Source organism: Thalassorhabdus alkalitolerans (genome assembly GCF_042656525.1).
GTDB lineage: Bacteria > Bacillota > Bacilli > Bacillales > Marinococcaceae > Thalassorhabdus > Thalassorhabdus alkalitolerans.
The window spans coordinates 621,605-636,093 of sequence record NZ_JBHSOZ010000003.1; the positions used below are offsets into that span (position 1 = coordinate 621,605).

Below are 14,489 nucleotides of genomic sequence, written 5' to 3' on the forward strand. Positions count from 1 at the left end.
CGCATTAACCTCCTATTCCCATAAGATAAACTACTGTAAAGATAAATACCCACACTACATCAATAAAGTGCCAGTATAAACTAAACAAGTAAAACTTAGGTGCATTTGTCAATGTAATGCCAGCCTTGCGGTAGCGGATCAACAACGTAATAATCCAGAGGAGACCGAAGGCAACGTGAGCTCCGTGCAAACCTACCAATGAGTAGAAAGCAGAAGCGAAGGCACTCGTTGAGAAACCAAGTCCGTAATGATAATATTCCACAAATTCGTAGATTTCTAAACCAATGAACCCTAGACCAAGAAGAACAGTTATCCATAGCCAAATCATCATGGCTTTGAAGTTATTCTTCTTCATTGCAAACATAGCAAGCACACTCGTTAAAGAACTTGTTAAAAGGAGCATGGTCATAATAAAGACCAGGGGAAGATGAAACAGGTCTGCAGAAGCTGGCCCGTCACCTACGCCGCCCCGAAGTCCGAGATAAGCACCAAAAAATGTTGCAAACATTGCTGTTTCTCCGCCCAGGAATACCCAGAAGCCTAGAAACTTATTCTTTCCCTCGAGAGTCGCTTTCTCAGGGTTGGAGGGTAGACCTTTTGACACATCAATTGCATCTGCCATATTAGCTTACCTCCTTTTCTATCTCTTTCACGCGCTCGACTGGGATATGATAACCATGATCCTCTTTGATGGAACGGACAAACATAGCACCAAAGGTGACTACACCACCAGCTACAGTAACAGCGATGGCTGCTACATCTGGAACGTCCATATTAAACATGATAAAGCCGAATCCCATGATAAAGAGACCTAAACTTATGATAAATGGAAGGATTGAGCCGTTTGGCATATGAATATCCTGCAGAGGTTCTGCTGGTTTCATCTTTCCATCACCATGGATTTTCTCATAAAACAACGGATCTAAAGAACGCACTTGCGGAGTTTGTGCAAAGTTATACTCAGGTACCGGAGTGTTAGTTGCCCACTCAAGAGACCTGGCATCCCATGGATCTGCCACAGTAACACGCTCAGATTTAAATGCTGAGTAAATCACATTAATAACAAGGATAATTACACCGGCACCCATCATGAAAGCTCCAATGGAAGAGATCAGGTTATAAAAATCCATTCCTTGTCCTTCTAAGAATGTATAAACACGACGCGGCATACCAATAAGACCGAGAATGTGCTGAACAAAGAATGTTAAATGGAAACCAACATAGAATACCCAGAAAAAGAGCTTTCCTAACGTTTCATTCAGCATATGTCCAAACATTTTTGGATACCAGTAGAACAAACCAGCAAATATACCAAGAACGATACCACCTACAACAATGTAGTGAAAGTGAGCTACAACAAAGTAAGTATCATGATACAAATGGTCAACAGGCGCCATGGCAAGCATAATTCCTGTTACACCGCCAAGAACAAATGTCGGTACAAAGGAAGCCGCACAAAGCATGGCTGTTGTAAAACGAATCTTCCCGCCCCACATCGTAAAGAGCCAGTTAAAGATTTTGATACCTGTAGGTACGGCAATCGCCATTGTTGCAATCGCGAAAATAGAGTTTGCAATTGGTCCAAGACCAACGGTAAACATGTGGTGAGCCCAAACCATGAAACCGTAGAACGCAATGATTAATGTTGCAAATACCATTGCTGTGTAACCAAACAGTCGTTTCCCAGAAAATGCTGGAATAACTTCTGAAATGATACCGAAAGCCGGCAAAACAAGAATATATACTTCCGGATGACCGAAAATCCAGAAGATATGCTGCCAGATCAGTACGTTACCACCCATGTCAGGTGCAAAGAACTGGCCGCCAAACAAGCGTTCAAGCATCAGCATGGCCAATCCAGCTGCAAGCGGTGTAAATGCAAATACAATTAAGATAGATGTAATAAGAGACGTCCAGCAGAACAATGGCATTCTCATCATTGTCATACCAGGTGCTCTCATATTAATGATTGTAACTACAAAGTTAATACCGGATACTAATGTACCGATACCACTTACTTGCAGTCCGAGTACGTAGAAATCAAGACCTAAATGGCCGTATTCATTTGTCGACAGGGGAACATATGCAGTCCATCCTGCATCAGGAGCTCCTCCAAAGAACCATGACAAGCTTAAAAGCAAGCCACCAAAGAAGAAGATCCAGAAACCGAGGGCATTTACAAATGGAAATGCCACATCCCGAGCACCAATTTGCAGCGGAATGACAAAGTTCATAAACGCAAATAGTAATGGTGTTGCTGCTAAAAACAGCATGATGGTACCATGCATCGTTATAAATTCGTTAAAGGTTTGACCACTAATAAACTGCATTTCCGGATACATAAGCTGAATACGCATAAATAGCGCCATGACACCAGCTTGTACAAAAAACAATGTACCGGCAATCAGGTATAAAACACCCAATTTCTTATGGTCAACCGTGGTCAGCCAGTCCCAAAGAACGCTTTTGGACTGAGTGTCAGCAGTTGTACTAGCCACTGGGTTTACCTCCTTTATAAATTATTTTATTCTTCTTCATCCATTACGCTTAGTTCCATAAGGTAATCTACAAGCGCATCCATTTCTTCCTGTGGCATATCTGGATATTCAGGCATATTGTTGCCTTGTTTTAACGCTTGAGGTTCACGAATCCATGCCTCAAGGTTTTCCTCATTCATTTCAAGGTAGTTGGCAATCGTTTCACGGTCGCCAAAGTTCGTTAATGTCGGACCTGCTGCAGAACCGGAACCGCCGATCGCGTGACATCCAATACATCCTTGGTCTTCAAAAACTTCTCTTCCCTGGTTAGCAACTGTTTCTTCAAGTTCCTCTTCAGGATCTTCCTGCATGCTCTCTACCCAAGCATCATAATCATCTCTTTCAAGAGCAATAAGTTTAAAGTCCATCAGAGCATGAGAAGGACCACAAAGCTCAGCACATTTCCCCATGTATACTCCTGGTTCATCTGCTTCAAGCCATAAGGCGTTCTCTACTCCTGGAAGGTTGTCCACCTTACCGCCGAGTGCCGGCACCCAGAATGAGTGAATTACATCACTGGCATGAAGATTAAACGTTACTTTTTCACCAACTGGTATGTACACATCATTAGAAGCAGTAAAGCCTTCCTCATAGTCAAACTGCCACCAGTACTGATGACCAGTCACATCAATGACTACCGCATCTTCATCTCCTTCTTCCGGCTCAGTATCTGCCAAAAGAAACGTACCTGTTAATGTAGGAATAGCCAAAACAACTAGTAATAAAATAGGGATAACTGTCCAAGTAATCTCCAGTTTATGGCTTCCTTCTACCTGCTCAGGTATTTCATTATCTCCAGGTTTTTTTCTGAATTTCACTACAGCTATGAAGAACAAGGCAAATACAACAATAATAACAAGAGCCATTACATACAAGCTCAAAATCATGTTGTCAAAAATCCATTGAGACTGGGGTCCCATTGGATCCAAGGCAGTCATTCTCTGCTCACCACAGCCTGCCAGGAACAAAAGCAGTGCCGTTAAAGGCAGAAACCTTGATAAGTATTTCCACATCATGGAATCATCAGACCTCGCTTTCTTTTTTAGTTTTCATACATTTATCTTTGTATTATGGTCATCATCCTTAGATATGAACAATGACCATAAGCACAAACAAAATTGTTAGATAGTTTAAAGAATATACAAACATCAGACGTGCCCATTTAATGTCATCTTTCATCTTAAACCCATAAATGCCTAACGCGAACCACCCAATGCTTAGTATAGCAGCAACGGTAGTATACACCCAGCCAAAAGGATAAAGAAGCAAAGAGATTGGAATGAGGGCTGCTACATAAACTACCATTTGTCTTTTTGTTACTTTAAACCCGGCTACCACTGGAAGCATAGGAATACCTGCATTTCTGTATTCTTCCACCCTCTTCATAGCCAATGCTAAGAAGTGAGGCGGCTGCCAGATAAACATAATGGCAAAGAGAACCCACGCGTAATGATGAAGGCTTGGATCTACAGCGGCCCACCCAATTAAAGGAGGCACAGCTCCTGAGACACTACCTACAATCGTGTTAATAGAATGAGTTCGCTTTGTCCACATTGTATAAAGGACAACATAAACAAAAAGACCAATCATACCAATAATGGCAGCTACAGGTTCTACCAATAACAGAAATAATATACCAAGACTCGACTGGGTAATACCGGCCCATAGAACATTCCTTGCGGGCATACCGTTCACAGTTGGACGATCTTTGGTACGTTCCATTAAATGGTCAATATCTCTGTCAATATAGTTATTAAGAGTACAACCTCCTGCCATAACAAGTCCTGCCCCTAGTAACGTAAGTATCAGAATATGTAGATTCTGAGTCAAACTGAACCCTGTATACACTGAAGCTAGGAAAATACCTGCGAAAGCAGTTATTAAATTAGAAGAGACAATTCCCATTTTGGCAAGGGTAACATAACTTTTCCACGATTTCACTGATGCGTCTTCAGTCACTATCTCCTTCGGGTGCTCCAGCACCTTTGTTGACTCAAGTACCGTGTTTGTCTTACTCAAATCCGTTCACCCCCCTTAAAAATTACGATCAGTTCCTTATAACCTGCAGTTGTAGTTAACTAAATGAAGCAGGAAGTAAGCCCTTACCTAGTTTATCAGTAACTAAGGTGCAGGAAAATGAAAATTTTATTTCACCTAAGGAAACCAGCATTATTGTGAACAACAGCTGCCTTGCATAAAAAGGCACATTGACTGTGCACTACAGACATTATAGCTTAAAATCTTTTTTGTTTCATTACTTTCCTAAGTTTCACAGTTTCTTCACATTTCTTAAATTCCAATCAAAGTTCATTTTTAGGAAATTGACTTTTCCCTGCAATATTCATACCATTAGAATGGTAGTTTTCGTGTTGTTATAAATACAGATTTAGGGGTGAATACCTTGAATAAAGGGTTAAAAATTTACGGGGTCATTACATCAATCGGGATGTTAATTGTCCTTTTACAAGGTGCCCTGGTGACAAAAACAGAATCAGGCGATGGGTGCGGGTCAACCTGGCCCCTTTGCTTTGGGGAAGTTGTGCCGACCTCTCCTGCTGTTGAAACCATCATAGAATACAGCCACCGGCTTGTATCGGGCCTTTTAGGAATCATGGTTATTATATTAGCCTTCTGGGCATGGAAAAAAATCCCGCACATTAGGGAAACAAAATTCATGGCAATTATGGCTGTTTTATTTATTATTTTCCAGGGTCTTATGGGCGCTGCTGCCGTAGTATGGGGACATTCTGACATCGTTCTGGCCCTTCATTTCGGAATTTCTGCCATTTCCTTTGCTACTGTTGTCTTGTTAACCGTACTTGCCTTTGAAGACGGACGCCGTTCACCTGCTCCCCAGGTCACAAAAGGATTCCGTAATTATTTAATTTTCGTATTGGCGTATTGTTATGCAGCCATTTACACCGGAGCCTACGTTAAGCATTCCGAAGCTACATATGCTTGTCAGGGGTTTCCGCTGTGTAATGGCCAGGTCATACCGGATATGAGCGGTTCGATCGGGTATGAGATCGGCATTCATTTTGCTCATAGAATTTTTGGGATGCTTCTATTTGTCTTCCTGCTTATATTAATGATTCTTGCCATCAAGCATTACAGCGGCTCAAAAGCTATTTTATGGTCAAGTATTCTGGCATTTATTCTGGTGATCGGGCAAATAACCGCAGGTGTTTCCATTTTATTTGCAGACAGTTATTTGACACCCGCTCTTTTCCACGCTATGATCATTTCACTTTTATTTACAGTACTAAGCTATATGGTTATGATTTCAACCAGAAAGCCGAGTATATGACTTAAATGTCTCCTAAATAAGTTGAACCCCCTCCTTGAGGGGGTTTTTTGTAAGAATACCATGCCTAGTGACATTATTTCCAAATACTTCATTATTTAAAAGAAATCATATAAAAAAGGTGTAAGAGGAGGAAGCATGGCTTTGAATCCTCTGATTTCTGCTTCGTCTCCTGTTAGTAAACCGGCATTTACTGCATCTTCCACAGATGTATAGCCCATCAGAACGGAAGAGAGGGTATTAATCGTGCATGCTACCCCCTTGCCTTGTTCCACTCTCCTTACGAGGTTTTCTCCCGGATCATGCACCTCAACCTTAAAAGAACCGTCATTCCAAGAGCAGAAGTTATCCGTTACATGGATAACAGCTGCCCCTTTCTTTATAAACGGGTACGTTTGAAGCAACGAAAACACATCCACAATTCTTCCCATAAAATAGGATTCCCGCTCCTCCTTTATGTGAGGGTTTACAAGAAGAAGACGGGACGGATCATCTATGGCAGCCTTCATTACCATTTCATCAATCATGGAATCATGGTTTGCAAGAAAATTCCATAATCCTTCCCTGGACTCATTCGTAGTATGCACAAACTCATGTACGGTAAGGGTTCTTTCTTTAACCTGATAGATAAGATACCCTTCATCTTTCCCCTCTGAGTTTGTAAAGACTGCTATCTGTCCTTTTTTTCTTTTGAACACAAATTGTTTCCACCAATCTTCTGTCCTCTCAATAGCCCCTGCATAGTGTTGGGCAAAAGATTGGTAGATGGTGTTCAGCTCCTTCCAGTCTTCTTTTGCTAATCTCTTTATTGTACCTGTTGATTTCCCATCAGGAATTGGCAGTTTTTCTTTGGGAATTGTCCATTTTTTTGTATCAGCAGAGAGCTCCCAGCCATACTTTCTATAGAAAGGAATAGAAAAAGGGTACAAAAAAGACAAAATATGCCCTCTGTCCTTCATGTCTTTTAATGAAGCTGCAAGAAGCTGACTGACAAGCCCGTTTCTTCTTTTTTCAGGCCAGGTCGCCACCCCGGAGACTCCACCGGCAGAAAGTTTATGTGGCCCGATATATACTTCCATAGGAAGAATGGTTAGTTTACTGTAGATTTCATCTTCTCCTGCTGCCACCCACACGTTTTCTGGGTTAATAAATTTTTTGCGTTCTTCCAGCTCTTCACTGTTCATTTCTAATTGAAAGGCAAATTGGCCAAGCTCCATTACTTGATCTATTTCACTTGTTTTCATTTTTCGTATTTCCACACTCAGTCACACTCCTGAATCTTCTCGTTCACTGTAAGCAAAAAGGCAGCAATCATCTGCTGCCTTTCTCACAGTGTTTAATTTTTTAACTCAATTAACAGGTCTCCAGATTCTATGGCATCTCCATTTTCAACATAGATTTCCTTTACTTCACCATCAAACGGAGCCTGGATTGTTGTTTCCATTTTCATTGCTTCTGTAATCATTAAATGGTCGCCTTTTTTGACCTTTTCTCCCTTTGCTACGAGAGCCTTAATCACAGTGCCAGGCATGGAAGCTCCGATTTGATTTTCACTGCTCTTATCTGCTTTTGGGCGTACTGAAGCCGCCGTTTTTACATTTTGGTCTTTTATCACCACTTCTCGCGGCTGACCATTTAATTCAAAATAAACGATCCGGTTTCCATTGTCCTGGGGTTTTGAGATGGAGACAAGTTTTACAATTAATGTTTTTCCTTGTTCAATTTCCACTTCTATCTCTTCACCAAGACGAAGACCGTAAAAGAAAGTAGGAGTATCAAGGACTGTTACATCGCCAAATTGCTGGCGGAACCGCTCAAAATCCATAAACACTTTCGGATATAAAGCATAAGACAGCATGTCATGGCTTGTTACCTGTCTTTCTAGTTTATGGTACAGCTCTTCCTTCATTTCATGGAAGCTGACCGGGTCCATGTTTTCACCTGGACGGTTGATAATAGCTGTTCTGCCTTTAAGGATAATATTTTGCAGTTCTTTTGGAAAACCCTGATAAGGCTGTCCCAAAAATCCCTGGAAAAATTCAATCACCGAGTCAGGAAAGTCCAGTGATTCACCTTTTTCATATATATCATCTACGGTCAAATCGTTTTGGACCATATAAAGAGCCATATCACCTACTACTTTGGATGAAGGGGTCACCTTCACAACGTCCCCAAACATATCATTTACTTGGCGATACATCTTTTTCACTTCATTCCAGCGGTTCTTTAACCCTACGGCCTTTGCCTGCTGCTGAAGGTTGCTGTACTGTCCCCCAGGCATTTCATGTTCGTATACTTCCGTGTGAGGTGAATTCATTCCACTTTCAAAGCCTTGATAATATTTCCGAGTATAATCCCAGAACTCACTCAATTCTTCTACGGCTTTTACGTCAATGTTCGGTTGTCGTTCATTTCCTGCTAACGCATAGTACAAGCTGTTTCCACTTGGCTGTGACGTCAGTCCTGCCATGGAGCTTACCGCTACATCTACAATATCGACTCCGGCTTCAATCGCTTTGGAGTACGTAAAAATACCGTTTCCACTCGTATCATGTGTATGAAGGTGAATAGGGATATCAATGGTTTCCTTAAGCTCGCTGATAAGCTGATAGGCTGCTTCCGGTTTAAGAAGGCCAGCCATATCTTTAATGCCAAGGATATGAGCACCTGATTTTTCAAGCTCTCCAGCAAGGTTTTTGTAATAACCAAGATCGTATTTTGTTCTTGAAGAATCAAGAATATCCCCTGTATAACAAATTGAAGCTTCTGCGATTTTGTTGCTTTCCCGTACAGCATCTATGGTCAGCTGCATTCCTTCAATCCAGTTTAAGGAATCAAATATCCGGAAGACATCTATTCCGGCACTTGCTGATTTATCAACAAATTCTTTAATGACGTTATCGGGATAGTTCTTGTAACCGACAGCATTGGATGCTCGCAGGAGCATTTGCATCAGTACATTAGGCATTTTCTCCCGCAGCATAATGAGTCTTTCCCATGGATCTTCGTGAAGAAAACGCATGGCCACATCAAAAGTAGCTCCCCCCCACATTTCTGAGGAAAAAAGATTCGGAAGCATACGTGCTGTAGGCTCTGCAATTTGTTTTAAATCCTGGGTCCTGATTCTTGTGGCAAGCAACGACTGGTGAGCGTCTCTAAACGTTGTATCTGTTAACAGAACTTCTTTTTGCTCTTTGACCCAGTCCGCCAGCCCCTCCGGCCCGCGCTCATCCAGAATCTGCTTTGTTCCCGGTGGAACAGGTTCACTGTACTTCACCTTAGGAACCTGGGGCTTATCAAAGATTGGCTTCTTTTCTTTTTCCAGCCCTGGATAGCCATTTACAATGGTTTCGCCAATAAAGGTAAGCATTTTCGTTCCCCGGTCTTTTCTTTTCGGAAAGACAAATAGTTCCGGAGTAGTATCAATAAAGGAAGTATCATACTCTCCAGTTAAAAAAGCTTCATGCTGGACAACATTTTCAAGAAATTCAATGTTGGTCTTTATGCCCCGAATTCGAAATTCTCTTAGATTCCGGAGCATCTTCACTGCTGCCCCGTCAAAGGAAAGAGCCCATGTAGAGACTTTAACCAGCAGGGAATCATAGTGTGGCGTAATGATCGACCCTTGAAAACCGTTCCCGGCATCCAGACGGACTCCAAAGCCTCCACCCGAACGGTACGCCATAATCTTCCCTGTATCAGGGAAGAAGTTATTGCTTGGGTCTTCAGTTGTTACCCGAGATTGAATGGCATAACCATGGGTATATATATCCTCCTGCTTAGGGATTCCCAGCTCTTTTCCATGAAGAGATTTCCCATCCGCAATGTGGAGCTGGCTCTGGACGATATCAATTCCGGTGATCATTTCTGTAATCGTATGCTCCACCTGGATTCTTGGGTTCACTTCAATAAAGAAGAACTCACCATCTGGATTAACCAGGAATTCTACAGTCCCTGCATTGACATAGTTAATGTCTTTGGACAGTTTAACAGCAGCTTCACAAATTTTTTCACGTACATTTTCAGACAAAGAAACACTTGGCGCCACTTCCACTACCTTTTGATGCCGCCTTTGAACAGAACAGTCTCGTTCATACAAATGAACGATATTGCCGTCTTTGTCTCCTAAAATCTGAACTTCTATATGTTTAGGGTTTTCAATAAACTTTTCTACGTATACCTCATCATTTCCAAAGGAGGATTTCGCTTCAGATTTTGCTCTTTCAAAAGCGTCTTTAAGGGCCTCAGGACTGCGGACAATACGCATGCCCCGTCCGCCTCCGCCAAGGGAAGCTTTGATAATAAAAGGAAATCCGTGCTCATCAGAAAATTTCTTTACTTCCTCAAAGCTTTCCAGAGGGCCGTCACTGCCTGGAATAACAGGAATCTCTGCCTTTATAGCAGTTTCTCTTGCTTTCACTTTATCTCCAAACATTTCCAGATGTTCCGTTTCCGGCCCTATAAAAATAAGCCCTTCTTCCTTGCATCGTTTAGCAAACTCCAGGTTTTCAGACAAAAACCCGTAGCCTGGATGAATGGCATCGACGCCGTTTGCCTTGGCAATTTCAATAATCCCTTCAATGTCTAAATAAGCATCGATGGGTTTCTTTCCTTCTCCTACTAAGTATGCTTCATCAGCTTTGTAGCGGTGATATGCCCCTGTGTCTTCTTTAGAATAGACCGCTACTGTGCGAATATGTAATTCTGTGCAAGCACGGAATATACGTATTGCAATTTCGCCCCTGTTTGCTACCAATACCTTTTTGATGTTTTGTAACCTGCTCATGAACATCCTCCTTGTTATGTTTTCTCTCCATCTGCCTTGCCTGCAAACCTTTTTCTTTTTATAGTTCGCTTAGGTGTCTGATTATTCTAAATATACTTATCAACTTATCATACCATCTCAAAATGATCTGTCAAAAAAAACCTAACATTACTATGTGTTTTTATTTTCTTTTTTACTATATTTTTCTTAGCTCTGCGTCTCTTTGCACATAAAAAAATCCAAGCTATCATCTGTGGATAGCTTGGATTTTTATTTGCCTACGGTAGCTTCATGAAGAGCCGCTAATTTTCTTTCCAGCTCTGCAAGAATATGTTTTCCCGTTTCTTCATCAATCAGGCTTAAACGGATAGCAAAATCAATTTCCCGAGAAAGGCCAAACATCTGAGTATCTAGGACCTCTTCATAAAGAGGACATTGGGGCATTGTTAAATTGTCCATTTGAACTTCAATGAGTTTGCGGATTTTTTCTGCATCGGCTTTCAGAAGGGCATAAGCTTTCTCGCTATGTTCAGTCATTGCCTTTATGCTCAAGGGTGATCCCTCCTACTATGAACTCGTTGTAGTGCTATCATATAAGGTAAAGACAAAAAAAGCAAGATGCCGCAGCTAATTGTCCCAATTTCTTTCCTTTCGTAATATGACCCAAAACCACCCTGCAAGGAGATAATCTTGCCTGCAGAGATCAGTGCCTCACTTTCCTGGACACCCTCCATGGTTAAAAAATACTTAAATCAAATCGCTTGGAAATTGTTTCAAGAAGCTTCATCCCTGCCATACTATTTCCTTTTTCATCAAGGGAAGGACTATATATTCCTATCCCTACTCCAAAAGGGACCGCTCCAAGCACAGCACCGGAAACCCCGCTTTTAGCTGGTATCCCTACTCTAATTGCAAACTCTCCAGAGGCATTATACATTCCGCATGTGACCATAAAGGTTTTGACTATCCTTGCAATATGAAGGGGGACAATTTGTCTTCCGGTACATGGGTCCTTTCCCTGATTCCCAATAACGTAGCCAATTTTCGCCAAATCAAGGCAGTTTACCTCAATGGCGCACTGCTTTGTGTATAAATCCAGCAGCTCCTCAACATCTCCTTTAATAACGCCGTGCTGTTTCATAAAATAACATAGAGACCGATTAAGATCTGCTGTTTCGTACTCTGATTTTGCTACTTCTTCTGAGTAAGTGATGTCTGTGTTATCTGTTAAGTCATGTACAAATGCCAAAAGCCTGCCTAATTTTTCTTGACTCGTATTTCCATGAAGCATATTGGTTACCGCCAGTGCTCCAGCGTTAATCATTGGATTCAAGGGTTTTGAAGGAATCATTGTTTCGAGCTTACTTATAGAGTTAAAAGGATCTCCTGTCGGCTCCATCCCTACTCTTGAAAAAACTTCCTCCTCTCCTCTGTCCATTAACGCAAGAGCCAAGGTTATAATTTTGGATACACTCTGCAGCGTAAATCTTTGTTCTTTATCCCCTGCTGTCAGCACATTGCCGTCTTCAAAAAACAGAGAACATGCGACTGCTCCAGGATCTGCTTTTCCCAGGGCAGGGATATAATCTGCAACCTTTCCATCCTTAGTATATAGTCTGACATCGTCAATCATTCTTTCTAAATCTTCCTTGCTGCAAATGGATGTGGCCATACTCTCCTCCTCCGTTTTCCTTTTCCTTATGTTTTGTATAAAATAATGTATTCATTCCTTTACCCTGCTTCAGAAATGAACAATCTATGATAGGATAGAATTATTGCAGTTTTTAGATTCGAAAGGAAGGATATGTATGGACTTTATAGTAATGATTGAAGGACGAATAAAACATACGATCACCATCGATCCTACAGTTTGGATTTTTGATGATAGAAAGGTTGACCTTACTACGTACTTCGATGAGCTTCATGATGAAAACGATCACCTTGAAGATTATAAGAAGGCCGTGTCAAAACAATGGGACAAAGAAATTTCTGAAGGAGCCCAGGTTCCAAAGAGATCTTCTACAAATACGATCCGCACAAAAAAAGAAGCTCTCATTAATGGAACATTTGGTATCCCTTTCGCTCCATTTTTAGAGAACGCAGAGCCGGCAGCTGATGCTTCCCAGGTTGTTGTGGAAACAAAATCCGGTGAGCAGTTTCCATACTCCCTTCAAGAAGGAAAAAACTTTATTATCGGTTTTTCTCATGAAGGAAAGCCTTTAAAAGAAACCGGGCCAATCCACGTTTATGAGAAAAACGGCAGCAACAAAGACAACCCCATCAAACATGTTGTAAAGTTTATTGTCAAATAAGAAAAGGGAGATAGAGCTGCCTCTTTCTCCCTTCTTTTAGCTCAGTGATTTATAACAAGTCAGCTGCCAGCTGGGCGAGCCCGGAACGCTCCCCTTTTTCAAGCTTCACATGTCCGCTTTCCCTTTGTGACTTAAAGGTTTCCACAACGTAGGCAAGACCATTGTTCAATTCATCAAGGTACGGGTGGTCAATTTGGGCGGGATCGCCCATTAGTACAATTTTACTTCCTTCTCCAACCCTCGTAAGAATGGTTTTCACTTCGTGCTTGGTCAAATTTTGAGCTTCATCTATGATGATAAATTGATCAGGAATGCTTCGACCCCTGATGTACGTCAACGCCTCAACCTGTATTGAACCCATACCGGCTAGAATCTGGTCAATTTCCCCGGGCTTTTTTGTGTTAAACAAAAATTCCAGATTATCGTAAACGGGCTGCATCCAAGGCCTGAGTTTTTCCTCTTTTTCTCCAGGAAGAAAGCCGATGTCTTTTCCTACCGGTACAACCGGTCTAGCCACTAACAGCTTGTTATAGCGGCCTAGATCTTCCGTCTGCAGCAAGCCTGCCGCAAGAGATAATAGTGTCTTTCCTGTTCCTGCTTTTCCCGTTAAAGTGACAAGTGGTATATCTTGTCTTAACAAAAGCTCTAAAGCCATTTTTTGTTCAACATTTCTTGGTTTAATTCCCCAGACTTGATCAAGCTCTGTTAAAAAAGGCCTGATCACTTTTCCGGTTTCATCTGCTTTTCCGACAGCTGAAGCAGAACCGCCGAGAATATCCTTCAGTACAACAAATTCATGAGGACGCAGTATATCTTTTCCTATTTCTGAAACCGCCAAAGATTGATCTTTATAATACTTATTCAGGACTTCAGCGGGTACTTTCGTGCGTAAATGACCGCTGTAAATATTATCGTATTCTACAACCCTGTCACTTAGAAAATCCTCAGCTATAATACCCAGTGCATCAGCTTTCACTCTTACTAACGCATCTTTGCTTACAATCACTACAGTTTTTTGCCCTTGTACTTCGTTTTGCAGATTTTTAGCTACAGCTAAAATGCGATTATCATTCGTCATTTCTGCGAACGTTTCTTTCAAGCATTTAAAAGAGCGGTGATTAAGTTCTACCCTGACTCTGCCTCCGCCTTGCGTTCCTACTCCTTCATGTAGTTTCCCTTTGCCTCGCAAACCATCTAATATTTTCGAAACATGACGAGCATTACGGCCAATCTCATCCATATACCGTTTTTTTGAATCCACTTCTTCTAACACGACAGCTGGAATCACTACTTCATGCTCTTCAAATTGAAAAATAGCACGTGGGTCCTGCAACAGGACATTTGTGTCTAATACATAGATTTTTTTCAATAGGCTTCCTCCCGACTAACGAGTCTCATACCTAAACCTTTCTGTTATCATCTAACTCTAGGAGTGAGTGGTTAAAAAAGATTCTTATTACTTACTATGCATGAATGGGGATAATATTGACGGCGTTTGAGGATTTGTCCATAAAACTTTCCATCATGTATTCTTTAACAAATGACCCTGCTTCTTCTTCCCATTAAAAGAA

The 14,489-nt window shown here is 41.5% G+C and carries 11 protein-coding genes; 2 read left to right on the plus strand and 9 right to left on the minus strand.

The features are described from left to right. Positions 1-4: 4 nt before the first annotated feature. The 4 genes from ACFPU1_RS05750 to cyoE form a co-directional block, all read right to left on the minus strand. A complete protein-coding gene (locus ACFPU1_RS05750; protein WP_054635218.1) occupies positions 5-622 on the minus strand; it encodes a cytochrome (ubi)quinol oxidase subunit III in 618 nt (205 codons plus the stop codon). Between the two features lies 1 nt (position 623). Beyond that, the gene (gene ctaD, locus ACFPU1_RS05755) at positions 624-2,498 is read right to left on the minus strand and encodes a cytochrome c oxidase subunit I (RefSeq protein WP_385939383.1); all 1,875 of its coding nucleotides are present in this window, start codon (positions 2,496-2,498) and stop codon (positions 624-626) included. 26 nt (positions 2,499-2,524) lie between these two features. Next, the gene (gene coxB / locus ACFPU1_RS05760) at positions 2,525-3,553 is read right to left on the minus strand and encodes a cytochrome c oxidase subunit II (RefSeq protein ID WP_100399465.1); all 1,029 of its coding nucleotides are present in this window, start codon (positions 3,551-3,553) and stop codon (positions 2,525-2,527) included. Positions 3,554-3,620: 67 nt separating this feature from the next. Further along, positions 3,621-4,520, minus strand: a complete 900-nt coding sequence (gene cyoE, locus ACFPU1_RS05765) for a heme o synthase (protein WP_385940473.1) — start codon at positions 4,518-4,520, stop codon at positions 3,621-3,623. A 418-nt stretch (positions 4,521-4,938) separates the two neighbouring features. Between cyoE and ACFPU1_RS05770 the strand changes: the two genes are divergently transcribed. After that, positions 4,939-5,844 carry a COX15/CtaA family protein gene (locus ACFPU1_RS05770; RefSeq protein ID WP_385939385.1) on the plus strand — a complete coding sequence of 302 codons (906 nt, stop codon included), beginning with the start codon at positions 4,939-4,941 and terminating at the stop codon, positions 5,842-5,844. A gap of 95 nt (positions 5,845-5,939) precedes the next feature. Here ACFPU1_RS05770 and ACFPU1_RS05775 read toward each other — a convergent pair whose 3' ends face one another. The 4 genes from ACFPU1_RS05775 to glsA form a co-directional block, all read right to left on the minus strand. Continuing rightward, positions 5,940-7,100: a GNAT family N-acetyltransferase gene (locus ACFPU1_RS05775; RefSeq protein WP_385939387.1), complete on the minus strand. Its 1,161-nt coding sequence runs from the start codon at positions 7,098-7,100 to the stop codon at positions 5,940-5,942. Between the two features lie 77 nt (positions 7,101-7,177). Continuing rightward, positions 7,178-10,627 carry a pyruvate carboxylase gene (pyc, locus tag ACFPU1_RS05780; protein WP_385939389.1) on the minus strand — a complete coding sequence of 1,150 codons (3,450 nt, stop codon included), beginning with the start codon at positions 10,625-10,627 and terminating at the stop codon, positions 7,178-7,180. Positions 10,628-10,876: 249 nt separating this feature from the next. Continuing rightward, positions 10,877-11,143 carry an Fpa/YlaN family protein gene (locus tag ACFPU1_RS05785; RefSeq protein ID WP_374701192.1) on the minus strand — a complete coding sequence of 89 codons (267 nt, stop codon included), beginning with the start codon at positions 11,141-11,143 and terminating at the stop codon, positions 10,877-10,879. A gap of 199 nt (positions 11,144-11,342) precedes the next feature. Beyond that, a complete protein-coding gene (glsA, locus tag ACFPU1_RS05790; RefSeq protein ID WP_385939391.1) occupies positions 11,343-12,278 on the minus strand; it encodes a glutaminase A in 936 nt (311 codons plus the stop codon). A gap of 136 nt (positions 12,279-12,414) precedes the next feature. Here glsA and ACFPU1_RS05795 point away from each other — a divergent pair, with 136 nt between their 5' ends. Further along, a complete protein-coding gene (locus tag ACFPU1_RS05795) occupies positions 12,415-12,918 on the plus strand; it encodes a peptidyl-prolyl cis-trans isomerase (protein ID WP_385939392.1) in 504 nt (167 codons plus the stop codon). 49 nt (positions 12,919-12,967) lie between these two features. On the opposite strand, the gene ACFPU1_RS05800 is transcribed toward ACFPU1_RS05795, so the two are convergent. Further along, the gene (locus tag ACFPU1_RS05800; protein ID WP_385939394.1) at positions 12,968-14,287 is read right to left on the minus strand and encodes a PhoH family protein; all 1,320 of its coding nucleotides are present in this window, start codon (positions 14,285-14,287) and stop codon (positions 12,968-12,970) included. Between the last annotated feature and the right edge of the window lie 202 nt (positions 14,288-14,489).